General features: G+C 72.3%; 12 protein-coding genes, 2 tRNA genes and 1 riboswitch. Of the genes, 7 read left to right on the top strand and 7 right to left on the bottom strand.

The annotated features are described in order from the left end of the window. Positions 1-79: 79 nt before the first annotated feature. Entirely contained in the window at positions 80-2,191 is a 2,112-nt protein-coding gene (locus tag ACFVQ0_RS17435; protein WP_390088810.1) for an asparagine synthase-related protein, read from the bottom strand. 1,420 nt (positions 2,192-3,611) lie between these two features. Here ACFVQ0_RS17435 and ACFVQ0_RS17430 point away from each other — a divergent pair. From ACFVQ0_RS17430 to ACFVQ0_RS17415, 4 genes are all read left to right on the top strand, one after another. After that, a complete protein-coding gene (locus ACFVQ0_RS17430) occupies positions 3,612-5,243 on the top strand; it encodes a sporulation protein (RefSeq protein WP_390088808.1) in 1,632 nt (543 codons plus the stop codon). Positions 5,244-5,401: 158 nt separating this feature from the next. Beyond that, positions 5,402-6,658 (top strand): L-2-hydroxyglutarate oxidase, encoded by a 1,257-nt coding sequence (lhgO, locus tag ACFVQ0_RS17425; protein WP_390088806.1) that lies wholly within the window; start codon positions 5,402-5,404, stop codon positions 6,656-6,658. A 4-nt stretch (positions 6,659-6,662) separates the two neighbouring features. Then, positions 6,663-7,499: a tRNA (guanosine(46)-N7)-methyltransferase TrmB gene (gene trmB / locus ACFVQ0_RS17420; protein WP_390088895.1), complete on the top strand. Its 837-nt coding sequence runs from the start codon at positions 6,663-6,665 to the stop codon at positions 7,497-7,499. A 97-nt stretch (positions 7,500-7,596) separates the two neighbouring features. Next, complete coding sequence (locus ACFVQ0_RS17415) at positions 7,597-9,270, top strand: PrsW family glutamic-type intramembrane protease (protein WP_390088804.1); 1,674 nt, start codon at positions 7,597-7,599, stop codon at positions 9,268-9,270. 23 nt (positions 9,271-9,293) lie between these two features. Here ACFVQ0_RS17415 and ACFVQ0_RS17410 read toward each other — a convergent pair whose 3' ends face one another. The 4 genes from ACFVQ0_RS17410 to ACFVQ0_RS17395 all read right to left on the bottom strand — a co-directional run bounded on the left by ACFVQ0_RS17410 (position 9,294) and on the right by ACFVQ0_RS17395 (position 13,504). Next, on the bottom strand, positions 9,294-10,238 hold the full coding sequence (locus tag ACFVQ0_RS17410; RefSeq protein WP_390088803.1) for an aldo/keto reductase: 945 nt from the start codon (positions 10,236-10,238) through the stop codon (positions 9,294-9,296). A 160-nt stretch (positions 10,239-10,398) separates the two neighbouring features. Continuing rightward, on the bottom strand, positions 10,399-11,610 hold the full coding sequence (locus ACFVQ0_RS17405) for a M23 family metallopeptidase (protein ID WP_390088801.1): 1,212 nt from the start codon (positions 11,608-11,610) through the stop codon (positions 10,399-10,401). Between the two features lie 11 nt (positions 11,611-11,621). Further along, positions 11,622-11,775, bottom strand: a riboswitch (cyclic di-AMP (ydaO/yuaA leader). Positions 11,776-12,084: 309 nt separating this feature from the next. Continuing rightward, on the bottom strand, positions 12,085-13,248 hold the full coding sequence (locus ACFVQ0_RS17400) for a PP2C family protein-serine/threonine phosphatase (RefSeq protein WP_390088799.1): 1,164 nt from the start codon (positions 13,246-13,248) through the stop codon (positions 12,085-12,087). A 182-nt stretch (positions 13,249-13,430) separates the two neighbouring features. Further along, positions 13,431-13,504, bottom strand: a tRNA-Met gene (locus ACFVQ0_RS17395). Between the two features lie 309 nt (positions 13,505-13,813). Here ACFVQ0_RS17395 and ACFVQ0_RS17390 point away from each other — a divergent pair. Together ACFVQ0_RS17390 and ACFVQ0_RS17385 are read left to right on the top strand one after the other, a co-directional pair. Further along, on the top strand, positions 13,814-14,182 hold the full coding sequence (locus tag ACFVQ0_RS17390; RefSeq protein ID WP_390088797.1) for a hypothetical protein: 369 nt from the start codon (positions 13,814-13,816) through the stop codon (positions 14,180-14,182). Positions 14,183-14,304: 122 nt separating this feature from the next. Continuing rightward, on the top strand, positions 14,305-14,715 hold the full coding sequence (locus ACFVQ0_RS17385; protein ID WP_390088796.1) for an SHOCT domain-containing protein: 411 nt from the start codon (positions 14,305-14,307) through the stop codon (positions 14,713-14,715). A gap of 88 nt (positions 14,716-14,803) precedes the next feature. On the opposite strand, the gene ACFVQ0_RS17380 is transcribed toward ACFVQ0_RS17385, so the two are convergent. Then, positions 14,804-15,970, bottom strand: a complete 1,167-nt coding sequence (locus ACFVQ0_RS17380) for a serine hydrolase domain-containing protein (RefSeq protein ID WP_390088794.1) — start codon at positions 15,968-15,970, stop codon at positions 14,804-14,806. 301 nt (positions 15,971-16,271) lie between these two features. On the opposite strand from ACFVQ0_RS17380, the gene ACFVQ0_RS17375 reads away from it, so the two are divergent. Further along, entirely contained in the window at positions 16,272-16,808 is a 537-nt protein-coding gene (locus tag ACFVQ0_RS17375) for a DinB family protein (protein WP_390088792.1), read from the top strand. Between the two features lie 296 nt (positions 16,809-17,104). Here the strand turns inward: ACFVQ0_RS17375 and ACFVQ0_RS17370 are convergent. Then, positions 17,105-17,178 (bottom strand) — tRNA-Lys (locus ACFVQ0_RS17370). Positions 17,179-17,256: the final 78 nt, after the last annotated feature.

The following is a 17,256-nucleotide window of genomic DNA, read 5'->3' as shown; positions in this document are numbered from 1 at the left end:
ACAACGTCGTTGAGTCCCGCCGGTACGACAACCGGACGCGGGCGGCGCAACGCGCTTCAGCCCATTCCCCGGTCCCCGCCTACGGCTGGAGCGTCCGTCGTGCCGGGACCACCCCGCCGGCGACGGCCCGCTGGCGCGGTGCCGCCGTGCCCGTCCAGCAGGTGCCGCGGCGCGAGACGAGGCGGCGGAGCCACAGTTCGGTGGAGGCGAGGTCCGCGAGGCCGTCCAGCGGGAGGGGTTCGCCGTCCGCCGCCGCGCGCAGGGCCTTGCGTACGACGCGAGCCTCGACCAGGCCCGCGTCGGCGAGCAGCGGGGCGTCGAAGAGGGCGATGAGCTCGGGCAGCGAGGCGCGCAGGCCGGTACGGGTGACCTCGGTCGAGGTGGCCTGGGACGGGGCGCCCCAGCCGGGCGGCAGCTCGTGGATGCCGGTGCCCGCCAGGACCCGGCGCAGGACCGCCGCGCGGGCGCCCGGCTGGACCCGGAGGGACTCGGGGAGCGCGCGGGCGGCGCGTACCACCTGGTTGTCGAGGAAGGGGGCGTGCAGCCGCTGGCTGCGGACCTCCGCGGCCTGTTCCAGGATGCGGTGGTCGGCGGCGTTCCGGGCGAGCGCGGCCCTGGCGCGGGCCTCGCCGGGGCGTTGGACGGAGGCGGGGCGGATCGCCGCCTCCTGAAGGCGAACCGATACTTCAGCGAGCGCCTCCCCGGTCAGCCAGCGGGCGGCGGGCCCCGGGCGCGACCAGGTCAGGGCGGCGAGCGAGGCATCGGTGGGGGTGTCGAGGTCCGGGGTGAGGCGGTTGGCGTCGGGAAGGCGCGCCGCAGCGGCTTCGAGCCCGCTGCGGTACGACGTGCGGGCCAGGCGCCGGGCCGCCCGGTAGACGGTCAGCGGGACGAACAGGGAGTGCGCGGAGGGTCCTTCGGCCTTGGCGAGCGCGGCGACCGGGCGCAGCAGATGGCGTCGGCGGCGGTCGATCAGCAGGTCGGCCAGCCGGGCCGGGTGTGCGTCGAGCACCTGCCGGGCGCCGTCGCCCACGAAGTGGTCGGCGCTGCCCGCGGCGAGCCGGCGGCGATGGCGTTCGACGACGACGAGGGACGGGGCCGGCTCGTCGGTCAGGGGACCGTTCTCCAGTTCCGCGAACGGCAGCGCCTCCTCGCCGGCCGCGACGACGACGTGGTGCAGTCGCGGGTTGGCGGCGATGACGCGGGCGCGTTCGAGCTCGTCCTCGTGGGCGCGGGTGGTCAGGTCGTTGAACGTGACGGCGAGCAGCCGTTCGCCCGCCCCCGTGCCGTGGCCCAGGAGGGTGCCGGGCAGTCCGGGGAGCCCGGCGGCGAGCAGGGCGAGGGTGGCGGACGCGCTGCCCCCGGAGAGGTCGGAGCCGATGCCGGGGACGGGCGCCCCCCGTGCGGCCCGGCGTTCGGCGGGGCCCATGCCGGGAACGGGCCCCGGGTCGGGTGGCGCGGTCTCCGGGGCGTGGCGGGGCGCGAGCAGCCTGGCGCGCACGGCCTCGACCAGGGCGTCGCGCACCCCGTCGACCGCGCTCACCGGATCGAGCTCGGGCGCGGCCACCGCGAGGGAGGCCACCGCCTCGTACCCGGTGATCTCCCGCGAGCCCTCGCGGAGGATCAGCGCGTGTCCGGGCGGGATGCGTTTCACCCCGGCGTACGGGGTGCCGTCGCGCAGCGCCTCCGGGGTCTCCGGGCAGGCGAGCAGCGCGGCGAGGTGGCCGATGTCGAGCTGCGCCTCGATGAGGTCGGCGAGCGGCAGCGCTGCGGTGGCGTACGCCGTGCCTCCGGCCCAGGGCGTGTAGAAGACCGGGCGGGCGCCGGCGAGGTCGCCCACCACGGTGATCCGGCGGCCTATCTGGACGACCGCCGTGTAGCTGCCGGTCCATGCGGTGAGGTGGCGCAGGGCTCCCCCGCGTGCGGCGAGCAGTCCGACGCGCAGCTGTTCGTCGGTGGCGCCGCAGCAGCCGAGTACGGCGAGCCGGACCGTGGGCGCGCCCTCGGCCGTGTCCACCCGGACGGTGCGGATCTCGTCGGGCCGCCAGTCCCCGACGGCCCAGAGCGGATCCGGGTCTCCCCACAGGAGTTGGGAGCCCACGGGGTGCATCGTGCGCCCCTCGTCACTCGCGCCGACCGCTCCGGCCGTGCCGAAGCTCGCGGCGATACTGCTCCATCCCACCAACCAACGCATCGCCGCCTCCACAGGCTGTGGACAAAACGGCGCGGCAGGGCGGTATCGGGAGAACTCCGGTAACGCGCGGCGCCGTTGCGGACATGCTGCCACGACAACGGCGTGCAGGAGTGGCTACGGACGGCGCACGTCGTGAGCGCATGCGCCCCTGGCAAAGGCCGGAGCGGGACCACCGGCCGCATGGGCGGGTACATCGCCCGCGCGCGTCGCTCCCGGCAGCAACGGAGTTACGGATTCAGCGCGTTGCCCCTCCCGTGCGCACCGGCTCCACGGCCCCGATCCGGCCACGGTGCGTACCCTCGTCCGGACAGCCGACCGGATTTCCGCGAACCCGTCGGCCCAACCTCGTCCGACCGACGACATTCGGCCATTCTCGGGGCGCCTTGGAACCGGATCACCAGAACTGCGCGGCTGCCTTCGTCCGCTTTTCCGCCGTTTCGCTCCATGCCGCATCGGACAGGCCATGGGCTGCCGCGGACCGCCTCAAGACCCTGGAACGGTTCGGCCGGACGGCGGGCACTCCTGTACCGACCCCCGCGCCGCCCTCCGCACGAACTCCCACACGAACACGGGCGCCCTCGCCCGCCCCGGCCCGGCGTACGGCTCGACGCACGGTCCGGGAGACGCGGTTGGCCTCCCGGACCGGTCCACCGCCTGCGGGGAATGAGGCGGCGGTTTCCCCCAGCCCGCAGTGTCCAATGCGGCGGGCCGACCCACGCAGCACCCATGGAAGCGCTTCCGTACGGACCGGGCCAGAGCGCACGGCCAGGCGCACGGCCACACGCGAGGAGCACGCCGGAACACCCGGAACAGCGCCCGCGCGAGGGCCGGCCGGACCCCGCGAACCATGAGGCGCCGCGCCATCCGGAGGGCGGACCCGGCCCTGGTCAGCGGGCAGACAAGGGGGTGACCGACGGCCCCGCGCCCGGCCCGGGCACCCGGCCCGAGCGCCCCGACCGCGCCGTCCCGGCACTCCCCGCCCGCGCCCTTTCGGGGCCCTGCCCACGCCCCGTCCACGCCCTTTCCACGCCTTCTCCGTCCCGCCTTCACGCCTCCTCCCCCGCTGCCCGCCGCGTCCGTCACGCGGGTCACTCACACCTCAGAGGCCTCGATGGGCTCGCCGCCGTCCGCCGCTGTTCGCCCCTGCCGCCGGCCGCCGGCCGCCGCTCGACGCGCTTCGCCGCCCGAAGGCTCCGGGCGGACAACAATCCCGCCATACGGACGTCCGCCCCTTAACGGTAGGGATGCGGCGAACTACGCTGGGTTTACTGATGTTCTCAGCAGAGCGGCATATTCCTCGGGGCTCGGCCAAATGCGTGTGCGGTCGGAGTGCGAGGGTTCGTCCCTGGGGAGAACACGGTACGAATGCCGCGCGCCTCAACGGTGTCGCGGCTGCCGTCTGTGTGTCGAGGGGTGGCGCATGTCCAGGGAGCAACGCGGACCGAACGACAAGCTCGGAACCGTTCTCGCCCTCGCGGGAATCAGCAACGCCGGGCTCGCCCGGCGGGTCAACGACCTCGGGGCGCAGCGCGGACTGACACTTCGGTACGACAAGACCTCGGTGGCCAGGTGGGTCTCCAAGGGCATGGTGCCGCAGGGCGCCGCGCCCCATCTCATCGCGGCGGCGATCGGGGCCAAGCTCGGCCGGCCGGTCCCGCTGCACGAGATCGGGCTCGCCGATGCCGATCCCGCGCCGGAGGTCGGTCTGACGTTCCCGCGCGATGTGGGCGAAGCGGTGCGCTCCGCGACCGAGCTGTACCGGCTGGATCTGGCCGGGCGGCGGGCCGGCAGTGGCGGCATCTGGCAGTCGCTCGCGGGCTCGTTCTCGGTGAGTGCGTACGCCACTCCCGCGTCCCGCTGGCTGATATCCCCCGCCGACCCGTCGGTCGCCCGCGCGTCGGCCGCCGCGGAGGCGGCGGTGCTCGGCACGCAGGGCGCACGGGGCGCAGTGGGGGCGCAGGGTTCCCTGGCGCCGCCCGGCGTACCCGGGCAGCACCTCCTGTCCGGAACACCGCTCGTACCGGGTCAGTCGGGGGCGCCACCGGCGCACGGGCACGGTGCGCCGCCGGTGCCGGGGCACAGCGTGTCGATTCCGGCCCAGCCGGGTCCGGATTCCGCGCACGGTGTCTCCCCGCTGCGGGTCGGCCACAGCGATGTGTCCAAACTGCGCGAGGCGGCCCAGGACGCACGGCGCTGGGACTCGAAGTACGGCGGCGGGGACTGGCGTTCGTCCATGGTCCCGGAGTGCTTACGCGTCGACGCCGCACCCCTGCTGCTCGGTTCGTACAGTGACGAGGTGGGCCGGGCGCTCTTCGGCGCCGCGGCCGAACTGACCAGGCTCGCCGGCTGGATGGCCTTCGACACCGGCCAGCAGGAGGCCGCGCAGCGCTACTACATCCAGGCGCTGCGACTGGCCCGCGCCGCGGCCGACGTACCGCTCGGCGGCTACGTCCTCGCCTCCATGTCGCTCCAGGCGACCTACCGCGGCTTCGCCGACGAGGGGGTCGACCTCGCGCAGGCGGCCGTGGAACGCAACCGGGGGCTCGCGACGGCGCGCACCATGAGCTTCTTCCGTCTGGTGGAGGCGCGGGCCCACGCCAAGGCGAGCGACGCACCGGCCGCGGGGGCCGCGCTGAAGGCCGCGGAGGGGTGGCTGGAGCGCTCCCGGGACGGGGACGCCGACCCGTCGTGGCTGGGCTTCTACTCGTACGACCGGTTCGCGGCCGACGCGGCGGAGTGCCACCTCGATCTGAAGGCGCCCCGGCAGGTCCGGAGGTTCACCGAGCAGGCGCTGTCCAGACCGACAGAGGAGTTCGTCCGCTCGCACGGGCTGCGCCTCGTGGTGTCGGCCGTCGCGGAACTGGAGTCGGGGAATCTGGACGCCGCCTGCGCGGCGGGGACCCGTGCCGTGGAGGTGGCGGGCCGCATCTCGTCGGCGCGTACCACCGAGTACGTGCGCGACCTGCTGCACCGGCTGGAGCCCTACGGGGACGAGCCGCGCGTCGCTGAGCTGCGGGAACGCGCCCGCCCGCTGCTGGTCGCACCGGCGTAGGGGCCTACGGTACGAAGGGCCCTGCGCCCTTCGTACCGAGGGGCCGTGCCGGTGCGCCCGCGGACCCCGCCACCGGGGCCTCGGGCGCCACGCTGGCCCTATCGGGTTTGAGTGCGTTGTCAGTGGGTCAGTGCACTATCGGGGTGGGAGGTGGCGTGATGATGACGCACGCGGCGTACGACTGCGATGTGCTGGTGATCGGCGGCGGGATCGTCGGCATGTCGACCGCGTACGCGATCACGCGGAGCGCTCCGGGCACCAGGGTGACCGTGCTGGAGAAGGAGTGGGGCCCGGCGCGCCATCAGACGGGCCGCAACAGCGGGGTGATCCACAGCGGCATCTACTACCGCCCGGGTTCGCTCAAGGCGCGGTACGCGCTGCGCGGCGGCGCGGAGATGATCGACTTCTGCCGGGAGCACGGCATCGCGCACGAGGTGACCGGCAAGCTGATCGTGGCGACCGGGCGCTCCGAGCTGCCCCGGCTGCACGCGCTGGTGCAGCGCGGCCGCGAGCACGGGCTGCCGGTGGCCGAGCTGGGGCCGGCGCAGATCGCGGAGTACGAGCCCAGGGTGCGCGGCCTCGCCGCGATCCGGGTGGGCACGACGGGGGTGTGCGACTTCGGGGCGGTCACCGAGCGGTTCGCCGCCGAGGTGCGGGCGGGCGGCGGGCTGATCAGGTTCGGCGCGGAGGTGACCGCGATCGACCGGCGGCCGTGGGGCGTCGCGGTCCGCACGGCGGACGGCCTGGTGGTACGGGCCCGGGTGCTGGTCAACTGCGCGGGGCTGCACTGCGACCGGGTGGCGCGGCTGGCGGGCGACGAGCCGGGGATGCGGATCGTGCCGTTCCGGGGGGAGTACTACGAGCTGGCCCGGCCCGATCTGGTGCGCGGCCTGGTCTATCCGGTGCCGGATCCGGCGTTCCCGTTCCTCGGCGTGCACCTCACCCGCGGCCACGACGGCGGTGTGCACGTCGGGCCGAACGCGGTGCCCGCGCTGGCCCGAGAGGGCTACGGCTGGCCGGTCGTGCGCCCCCGCGAGCTGATGGACACGCTGAGCTGGCCCGGCTCCTGGCGGATAGCGCGCAGACACTGGCGGTACGGGGCGGGCGAGGTACACCGCTCGCTCTCGAAGCACGCCTTCACGACGGCGGTCCGGCGGCTGCTGCCCGAGGTCACGGAGGCCGATCTGCGGCCCTCCCCGGCCGGGGTCAGGGCCCAGGCGGTCCTCAGGGACGGCACCCTGGTGGACGATTTCCTGATCCGCGAGGCCCCGCACACCGTGCATGTGCTGAACGCTCCGTCGCCCGCCGCCACGGCGTCGCTGCCCATCGGGCGCGAGGTGGCGCGCCGGGCGCTCCTACGGGCGGAGGGGACGGGGTGGAAGCCGCCCGCCGTAGAATCAGGGCATTGTGTCTGAGCCCATGAACCCCTCCCCCACGACGCCCGGCGCGTCCGGCACATCCGACGCGTCCGCCACCGCCGGAATCCCGGACGAGCTGCGCGCGGCGGCCCTGGACCGCCAGCGCAGGCTGCGGCAGGCGCCCCGCTTCCCCGGCGGCCCGGCGGCCGACCCCGCAGGTTCGCACCACGAGCGCCGGATCCGCAGTTTCCAGCCGCGCCGCAGCCGGGTCTCGCCCGGCCAGCAGGACGCCCTGGAGCGGCTCTGGCCGAAGTGGGGCCTGGATATCGACGGGCTGAGCGTCCTCGACCTCCCCGAGCTGTTCGACGGGCTGCCGGTCGTCCTGGAGATCGGCTTCGGCATGGGCGAGGCCACCGCGCAGATGGCCGCCGACGATCCGGGGACCGGCATCCTCGCCGTCGACGTGCACACCCCGGGCCAGGGCAATCTGCTCCGTCTCGCGGACCGGAACGGCATGTCCAACATCCGGGTCGCCAACGGTGACGCGATCATCCTGCTGCGCGAGATGCTGACGCCGGACTCGCTGGACGGGCTCCGGGTCTACTTCCCCGACCCGTGGCCCAAGTCCCGCCACCACAAGCGCCGGCTGATCCAGCCGGAGTTCCTCGACCTGGTGGCACAGCGGCTGAAGCCCGGCGCGGTCCTGCACTGCGCGACCGACTGGGAGCCGTACGCCGAGCAGATGCTGGAGGTGCTGACCGCGCACCCCCGCTTCGAGAACACGGCGGCGGACGGCGGTTACGCGCCACGGCCCGAGTTCCGGCCGCTGACCCGGTTCGAGGGCCAGGGCCTGGACAAGGGCCATGTCGTGCACGACCTGCTCTTCGCCCGCCACTGACCCCTTCCCCCCCAGGGTCCCGGTCACCCCGCGCCGGCCGCTTCCGGGGGGCCGATACGCCATGGCCGTTGTCAGTCCTCCTCGTTAGGGTCATGGGGTGTCCGACGGTTCTGTTCCGCAGCAGCGGCAGTCGCAGCCGGCCGTCCCGGTGCTTGAGGAGCAGCGGGTCGGCGAGATCCTGGCTGCCGTGCCGGAGCGGGGCCAGTGGCGTTACCGGCCGCGCCGCGTCGGCATGCTGTGGCGGAGCAAAACGCTCCGCGTCGTCGCCGTCTTCACCGTGCTGGCCCTCTGCGGCCTGGTGATCCTCGCGCTGGTACGGGACCAGACGGGCACTCAGGGGTTCCTCGTCGGGCTGGGTCTCGCGGTGCTGCCGGTCCCGCTGCTGATGACGGCGTTCCGCTGGCTCGACCGGGTGGAGCCGGGACCTTGGCGCAACATGCTGTTCGCCTTCGCCTGGGGCGCCTGCGCGGCCGCGCTCGTCGCGATCCTCGCGAACTCCTTCGCGACCCAGTGGATCGCCACCGCCACCGCCGACCCGGGCAGCGCGGACACGCTGGGCGCCACCGTCATAGCGCCCGTCGTCGAGGAGAGCGCCAAGGGCGCGGCCGTGCTGCTGCTCTTCCTGTTCCGAAGACGGGACTTCAACGGGATCGTCGACGGCCTGGTCGTCGCCGGATTCGCCGCGACGGGCTTCGCCTTCACCGAGAACATCCTCTACCTGGGCAACGCCTTCGGCGAGGACCAGCAGATGGGCTCGGGGTTCGCCTCCGTGACCGTCGCGACGTTCTTCGTCCGGGCGGTCATGTCGCCGTTCGCGCATCCGCTCTTCACCGTCATGACCGGCATCGGCTTCGGGATCGCCGCGAGCAGCGCACGCCACCGGCGATTCCGCCGTATCGCGCTGCCGCTGCTCGGACTGGTCCTCGCGATGGGCATGCACGCCCTGTGGAACGGCTCCGCGACGTTCGGCCCGTACGGCTTCTACGTGGTGTACGGCGTGTTCATGGTGCCCGCCTTCGGTCTGGTGACCTGGCTGGCGATCTGGTCCCGGCAGCGCGAGCTGCGCACCCTGGCCGTCGAGCTGCCCGCCTACGCCGCGGCCGGCTGGCTCTCCCCCACGGAGCCGCTCGCCCTCTCGTCGATGCGGGCCCGCGGCATGGCCAGGGACACGGCACGGCGGTGGCAGGCGGCGGCAGCGAGGGGCGTCCCGTACAGCCCGTACGGCCACCAGGGCTACGTACCGGCCCCGGTCGCCGCCCACGCCCACGTCAGCTCCCACATCACGGCTCGGGTCAGCGCTCAGGTCAGCGGCGTGGTCAGCGCCCAGGCGAAGGCCGAGGCCAAGGCGCGGGGGAAGGCGGCGGCGCGCGCGGTCGCCGAGTACGAGTCGTTCGCCACGTCACTGGCGTTTCTGCGTCGGCAGGCCCGCCGCGGCACGGCCGGCCCGGATCTGGCCGAGCGCGAGCTGGAGCTGCTGCACCACCTGTGGCAGCGCCGCGAGATCGCCGGACCCGCCCTGGCGTACGCGGCGCAGGCGTCGGGCCGCCTGCGCGCCCGGCACATACGCCCGGCGCACGGGCCGTACGGCACCGGACCCGGCGCCTACCCGGGGTACGCCCCGTACCAGCCGTACGGCAGCCCCGCCCCGCACCCGGGCCCGGCCCCGTACGGTCAACAGCCGTACCCCGCCTACCCGTACGGGCAACAGCAGTACGGCCCGGCGCAGTACGGGCAGCAGCCGTACGGCGGCGGGCCGCAGTCCTCTTCCTAGGCGGACCGGGCCGACCAGGTGGTCTAGGCGGACGCCTCGGTGAGGGCGGTCAGCTCCTGGTCCGTCAGCCGCAGATCGTCGACGGCCAGCAGCGCGGGAAGCTGTTCGACCGTGCGGGCGGAGGCGATCGGTGAGACCACGGTCGGCCGGGAGGCCAGCCAGGCCAGCGCCACCGTGGCGATCTCGGCGTCCCGCTCCCGCGCGATCGTGTCGAGCGCGGTGAGGACCTTCTGGCCGCGCTCCGTCTCCAGGTGCTGGGCGGCGCCACCGGCGCGGGCACTGTCCACGGTCGTACCGGGGCGGTACTTGCCGGTCAGGAATCCGGAGGCGAGGGCGAAGTACGGGACGGCGGCGAGGCCGGCCTCGGCGCTCAGGTCCTGGAGTTCGCCCTCGTAGGTGTCGCGCGAGACGAGGTTGTAGTGCGGCTGGAGCGCCACGTAACGGGCCAGGCCCTCGCGCTCGGAGAAGTCCAGCGAGGCGCGGAGCCGTGCCGGGCTGATGTTGGAGGCGGCGATCTCGCGGACCTTGCCCTCCTTCACCAACTGGTCGAGGGCGGTGATGATCTCCTCGACGGGGACGGTCTCGTCGTCGTGGTGCGTGTAGTACAGGTCGATGTAGTCCGTGCCGAGCCGGCGCAGCGACTCCTCGGCCCCGGCCTTGATGGTGGCGGCGGCGAGCCCCTTGTACTCGGGGTGGGAGCCGACCTTGGTGGCCAGGACGACGTCGGAACGGTTGCCCCGCGCCGCGAACCACTTGCCGATGAGGGTCTCCGACTCGCCGCCCACGTTGCCGGGGATCCAGGAGGTGTACGTGTCGGCCGTGTCGACGAAGTTGCCGCCGCCCGCCGTGTACGCGTCGAGAACGGCGAAGGACTGCGCCTCGTCGGCGGTCCAGCCGAAGACGTTGCCGCCGAGGGAGAGCGTGGAGACCTGGAGGCCGGAGGAACCGAGTTTGCGGAGAGAAGTCATAAAAGGAACAACCCACGGCACCGCACGCGCTATTCCATGGCAGTTACAGCTACAGCTGCACCCGGACTGCACCCGTACATCTGCGCACCTGCGCACTCGGCCGGGACCGGCAGCCCTGACGTCGGGGGGTGAGCGTCAGGACTGCCGGGGATCGGTGGACTCAGACCGTCAGGCCCCGGGCGCGCAGCCACGGCATCGGGTCGATGCCGGTGCCGTCCGGGGTGTGGACCTCAAGGTGGAGGTGGGGGCCGGTCACGTTGCCGGTCGCGCCCACACGTCCGATGGTGTCCCCGGTGGTGACCTGCTGGCCGACGCTGACGCCGATCGAGGACTGGTGGCAGAACCACAGCTCCGTACCGTCCTCAAGCTCCAGGACCGTGCGGTAGCCGTACGCGCCGGACCAGCCGGCGGACTTGATGGTGCCGCTGTGGATGGCCTTGATCGGGGTACCGGTCGGCGCCGCGAAGTCGAGGCCCGTGTGGTAGCCGGAGGACCACATCGAACCGGCTTCACCGAAGGTCGAGGTGATCGTGTACGAGGAGGTGGGGATGGCGTAGCTGGCGGCGAGCTTGGCGAGCCGTACCGCCTCCGCCTTCTTCTTCGCCTCTTCCGCGGCCTTCTTCTTCTCGGCGGCGACCTTGGCCTCAGCGGCGTCCTGCTGCTTCTTCGCCTCTGCGGCGGCCTTCTCCTCGGCGGCCTTCTCCTCGGCCGCCCTGGCCTCGGCGTCGGCGGAGTCCTGCTGCTGCTCGGCCTGCTGGAGGATGCGGGCGCGGAGCGCCTCGCCGGCGTCCGTCGTGCCCTGCTCAGCCTCTGTGGTGGTGATGCCGGCCGTCGTCAGCGGGGCGGCGGCGGCCGCGACCTCGGTCTTCTCCGCCTCGGACTCACCCGAGAACAACGCGCCGACGCCGGGCAGGGACTTGGCCTCGGGAAGTTTGTCCGAGATGGCGTCGGGAAGAGAGATAGACACGGGCGGCTTGCTCTGGGCGGAGGCCATGCCACCCGCGCCGACGGCCGCGATGACGCCGACGCCGAGAACGGTGGAGCTACGGGCGAGGCCGTTGCGCTGCTTGGCGACGCGGTGCTTGCCGCGCACGGGGCGGATGGACTCCTCCGTGGGGTTCCATTCCTCCCACGCCCGGTCGGACCCGGCCTCGTCGGCGCGGAGGCCGCTGCCGAACTCGCTGCCCCGGTCGGTCCCGTAGGCGGTTCCGTAGTCGGCCCCGTGATCGGGTCCGTAGGCCGTCCCGTGGTTGGCGCCGTAGGCGGTTCCGTGGTTGGCGCCGTAAGCGGCACCGGGCCCGGTTCCGAAGTCGTTTCCGTGTTCGGGGGCGAACCGGGAGGGGGCTTCGGGGGCAGGCTTGTTGGACGCCACTGGGGCGCGCTCCTTTCCTTCCTTCTCGCCTACCGGGTTAGCTGACGGGTTCGGAGCAGGAAGGTCTCCTACGGGCTCCTCCGCCTCTCAACGAGACAGAGATGCCCGATTCACCCCATGTAGGTGGTTCCCCGGTTCCCTTGCGGAATTCGGCGCTCGCGCACGGTGCCGCCACTGACGGCGGCTGGGACAACCGCGCTGCGTTATCGAACGTTAATAGACACACGGGCCCGATTCCAAGCCGTTCCAACTGATCGTTCCGATCCTTGGCCTGGACTTTACGGGACACAACCGGGTGGAATCGGGCGAGTTGATCACCCCTCAACCGTTAGCCGTTTTCTGACGTTGCGTCAAATGTTATGCGGAGGGGTTCCTTACGGTTACCCACGGTGGCATCGGCCGCGCCTCTCCCCCACATCCGTCCGTACTCTCCCCCCACATCCGTCCGCACTCTCCCCGCCCGGCCCCTCACCTTCACCCGGCTCCGCCGTCCAGCCCCACGATCTTCACGGTCGTACGCCGGTCCGGCTGCCCCTCGGCCGGGCGCACGACCGCGAGCAGGGCCATGTCGTCGGTCGTCACCCCACCGGTGTGCAGCCGTACGTCATCGGTCAGCGCCGACAGCAGCTCCTCGGGTCCGGGGAAGATCCGTCCGCGCAGCCGCTCCGCGGGGTCGTAGAAGACCCCGTCGGCGTCGCGGGCCTCGGAGAGGCCGTCCGTATAGAGGAGCAGCGTCGACCCGGCGGGCAGCTCCCACTCGTCGGAGCGGTCCGGCCACACGCCCAGGTCCATCCCCAGCGGCAGCGCGGGCAGCGTGGGCCGCAGCTGCTCCAGCGCCCCGTCCGAGTGCAGCAGCAGCGGTTCGGGATGGCCGCGGTTGACGACGCGCACCCGGCCGGAGCCCTGCGGGATCTCCGCCAGCGCGGCGGTGACGAACCCCTCCACCGCGTCGAGCCCGCCGCGCCTGCTCGATTCCCGCGCCAGCGCCCGCTCCAGCCGCTGGGCCACCCCCTCCAGCGACCGCTCCTGCTCGGCGGCCTCCCGGAACGCCCCGATGATCACCGCCACCGCCTCCACCGCGTCCAGCCCCTTGCCGCGCACGTCCCCCACGACCAGCCGGACCCCGTACGGGGTGTCCGTGACCGAGAACAGGTCACCTCCGACGAACTCGTCCGCCTGCGCCGCCTCGTACCGCGCGGCCACGTACAGCCCGCCGATCCGGTCGGACGGCGTCGGCAGCACCGCGCGCATGGCGGTCGCCGCGATGACCCGGGCGGAGGCCAGCTGCTCGTTGCTGCGCCGGACGACTCCGTTGATGTAGACCGCGAGGACCGAGACGGTGAGGACGGTGAGCAGCTCGATGAACGGCACGACCCGGATCAGCGTTCCGCCGTAGAGCCGCAGCGCGGCCACGCAGAGCAGCGCACCAGCCCCGACCCGGATCGTGCCGGCCCGCGAGAAGAACGGTGCGGCGATCAGCGGGGCCGCCGCGAACAGGGGAACGGCGGTGAAGGCGGGCGGAGTGAGGAAGTCGAACAGAAACCCGCCGATGAGCATCGCCCCGGGCAGTACCCGGACGAGCCGGCGGTTCCGGACCTCGTAGGTGCGCCTCCCCCGCCGCTGCTCCCGCTTCCCCACCTCTACCTCTCCTGCCCGGTGCGCTCAGGGCCGCGGACGGTACCGCGCACCACTCCCAGACTTCCCGGAGCACGGTCGCGGAGCGAGTGCTCGACGGCCAATGGGATGACGCGCACGGCGCGGCACGTACGGAAACGAATCAGGCCCGGCACGCGCTATGCGTGCCGGGCCTGATTCTTCAGTAGCGGGGACAGGATTTGAACCTGCGACCTCTGGGTTATGAGCCCAGCGAGCTACCGAGCTGCTCCACCCCGCGTCGGTAAACACAACTCTACGGCATGTTCGACGCACTCATGACCACCCCGCGCTTCCCGGCATCCGACGCGCTCCCCGGCACCCGGCGCGCTTCTCGACACCCGGCGCGGCTGCTCACCGACCGCGCCGGAAACCTCAACGTGGCGAAATCGAGAAGGTATTGCGGGGGACACGTGTTCTGCCGCAAGGTATCTGCTGCATCCCCCGGACCGGTGGGCTGCCCGTGCGAGCGGCCCCGGAGCGCGCGTTTCACCGTGCCCGCAGGGTGCTCCCGGTCTCTCATCGCAGCCTGTCTGGAGGGCCTCCGCCGATGACCGCACCGCTCACTCCCGCCCCTGCCTCCACTTCCTCCCCCGTGGCCACTCCGGTGTCACCGCTGCGCGGTGCCGTCATCAGTGGCGTGATCGGCGGAGTGATCGGGGCGGTGATGAGCGCGGGAGTCAACTACGCGATCATCGGAGTGCCGGACAGCGAATCCGTCAACGCGGTCAACCACGCGGTATCCGGCCTGGTCAGCGGCTTCCTCGCGGGCTTCATCGGGATCCTCGCGCACCACCGCAAGGTCTCCTCGGCCGCACGCGCGGAGGCGACGGCGACGGCGACAGCCGCACCTGCACCCGTACCGGCCCCCTCCCCCTCTCCCTCCCCCTCCCCTTCCGTCTCCGCACCGGAGAGGTAGTCCGCCACGTCACGCCGCCCTTCCCCAGGGATCGCGTGCGGCATCCGCCGCGCGGAGTCCGAATTGCGGTGGTATGAATTATTTCGTATTCACCCATTCGACGCGGCTCCCTGGAGTGGACGATGGACGACTACCCCTTGCTCAACCTCTTCTGGACCATGCTCTGGTTCTTCCTCTGGGTCATGTGGCTGTTCCTCCTCTTCCGCGTGATCATGGACATCTTCCGGAGCCACGACCTGGGTGGCTGGGCCAAGGCCGGCTGGCTGATCCTCGCCCTGGTACTGCCGTATCTGGGCGTCCTGATCTACGTGATCGCCCGCGGCAAGTCCATGGGCGCCCGTGACGCGAAAGAGGCGAAGGAACGGGATGCCGCCTTCAAGGCGTACGTGAGAGACGCCGCGGGAACGGACGCGGGCGGCGGCGCGGCGAAGGGCAACCACGTGGAGGACCTGGCGAAACTGGCCGATCTCAAGGACAAGGGCGCGATCACGGACGAGGAGTACCAGCAGGCGAAGACGAAGCTGCTGGTCTGACCCACCGCGCCGCACGGTGCGGGCGCCGACATCAGTGCCGGCGCCCGCACCGGCGCGTCACATCGTCCGCCGCCGGCCCGGTCCGTTCTCAGGACCCGGTCCGGCACAGCTCCTTCTCCACCAGGGTGCTCATGGCCTGCTGCATGTCCGGGCCGCCGTCACTGGTGACGTACACGACGGCGGTCCGGGTGCCGTCCCGGGTGACGCCGCTCCAGGTGTGATAACCGAGCAGTTCGCCCGGGTGCCCGAAGTAACTGCCGCCGCAGGGCAGCGGGAGCTCGCCCAGGCCTAGCCCGTACCGGACACCCAGTTCGGGCGCGTCCACGGTAGTCGTCATCTCGTCGAGCTGCGCCGGCGCCAGCAGACGGCCGCCGAGCAGTGCGGCGTAGAACCGGTTCAGGTCGTGAGTGGTGCTGATGACCGAACCGGAGCCGACGCCCATGCTCGGATTGAGCACCGTGACATCGGTGCTGGTGCCGGTGCCGTACGAGGCGTAGCTGCGGGCGCGCGGTCCCGGGATGAAGGGGGACAGACCGGGCGTACTGGTGCCCTTGAGGCCCAGCGGACGGATGATGCGGTTGTTCAGCTCGTGTGCCCAGCTGTGGCCCGTCACCTCACGGATGATCATCGCGGCGAGCACGTAGTTGGTGTTGGAGTACGACCAGTCCGTGCCGGGTTCGAACGTCCGCGAATCCCGCATGGCCAGCCCGACCAGCTCCTGCGGCGTGTAGGTCCGGAACCGCTCGGCCCGGTAGCCGGCCGCACTGTGCAACGCCGCTATCTGCGGCAGCACGTCAGGGATGCCGCTGGTGTGCTGCAACAGCTGCCGCACGGTGACCTGTCTGCCGTCGTTGCCGTTGCCCCGCACCAGACCCGGCAGCCAGCGCTCGACGGTGTCCTCCAGCGACATCCGCCCCTCGCCGACGAGTTGCAGTACGACCGTGGCGGTGAACGTCTTGGTGGCGCTGCCGATCCGGAACCTGCCGTCCTGCGGCATCGGCTTCCCGGTTCCCGACTCGGCTGTCCCGGCACGCGCGGTGCCGTGTGCGCCCGGTGACGTCACCTCGGCCGTCGTGCCAACGGCCCCGGAGGCGTAGACCGCGTCCACCTCCCGCTGGAGGGAACCGGCCCGCTGGAGCGGATCGGCGCGCTGCTCACTCGCCGCCGCCGTCAGCCCGGTCGAGACGGCGAGGAGGACGGCCGCCGAGCCGGTCAGGACGAGGCTGCTTCGCCGGTTCCCGCGTAACGCGAACATGATGACCCCTCTTCAGTTCGGCTCCGCCCACGCGCCGAGGGGCCGTTCATCCCGTGGCCCGCTGTCGCCGCGCCCCGGAACGGGTGGCGGAAGACCATCCCATCAGCGCCACGGGGTCCGTTCCATCCGGCGTTCCCCCCGATGTGCCGACGCGCTGTCCGCAGGGCGGGGCGGGGGGTTGCCCCGTACGCCGCCCTGCACCCGATGAGTTGTGGCAAGAAGAGGAGTCTTGCGGGAGACGCGCTCGCGAGGCACGCGTGCGAAGTCGACCGAGCTCAATGACCTGTGAGGAGCCTCCGGAGTGAGCGGCATTGTGGTCCAGAAGATCGTCCGGCCCGAGCGCGTGCTGTCGGGGCCGTGGCTGGAGGTGATCGCCTCGAATCTCGACTACCACCGCGCGACCTTCCTGTGGAAGTGCGAGGGCCTCTCGGACGAACAGCTGCGGCTTCGCCCGTTGCGGTCCTCCGCGTTGACCCTGCTGGGGCTCATGCGCCACCTGCAAGGAGCTGAACGCGCCTGGTTCCAGCTGACACTGGCCGGCACGACGCCCCGCTTCTTCCCCTACCGGACCTACGTCACCGCTGACGGTGGCGAGTGGTACGACGAGTCGGACGCCACGCCCGCCAATGACGTGTACGAGGACTACCTCAAGGCGTGCGAGGAGTCGCGGCAGGTCTTCGCCGAGGTGACCGCCGACCTCGCGCACATCGCGCCGAACCCGGAATTCGGTAACACCGATGTGCGGTTCATCCTGGAGCACATGATCGAGGAGTACGCCCGCCACGTCGGCCACGCGGACCTCCTCCGCGAGGCCATCGACGGCGTCACGGGCGAATAACCGTCCCGGTGGATGACGGCCGGGCAGGTGGGCCGCCGACCATTCACTCGGACGGCCCACCTGCCCGGCCGGCCCCACAGCACCGCGGCTCGCCCGGTCCGGGAAGATCACCCTCGACGACTTCGACCCCGCCTACAACATGCTCACACCCTGACTGCGAGGAACCGGCGGTACCCGCGGCGCCGGGCCGGGGACCGCCCACCCCGGGAGGCCGGAAAACCAGAAGTGCCTCGGCCGGCCGGAGCCGGTCGAGGCACTGAGGAGCGGGTCGCAGGGAAGCCCTGCCCCGCCGGAGGTAGGCCGTGTGGGACTCGAACCCACAACCAACGGATTAAAAGTCCGCTGCTCTGACCAATTGAGCTAACGGCCCCCGGCAATCACCCCACGAGCATAGCCCGCCGCGACCCGGCCGCCGATCGGGTATCGGTTGCCGGGCCCCGTCATCGTG

Source organism: Streptomyces sp. NPDC057900 (assembly GCF_042887885.1).
Taxonomy (GTDB): Bacteria; Actinomycetota; Actinomycetes; order Streptomycetales; family Streptomycetaceae; genus Streptomyces.
This window is presented reverse-complemented; position numbering and strand designations above follow the sequence as displayed.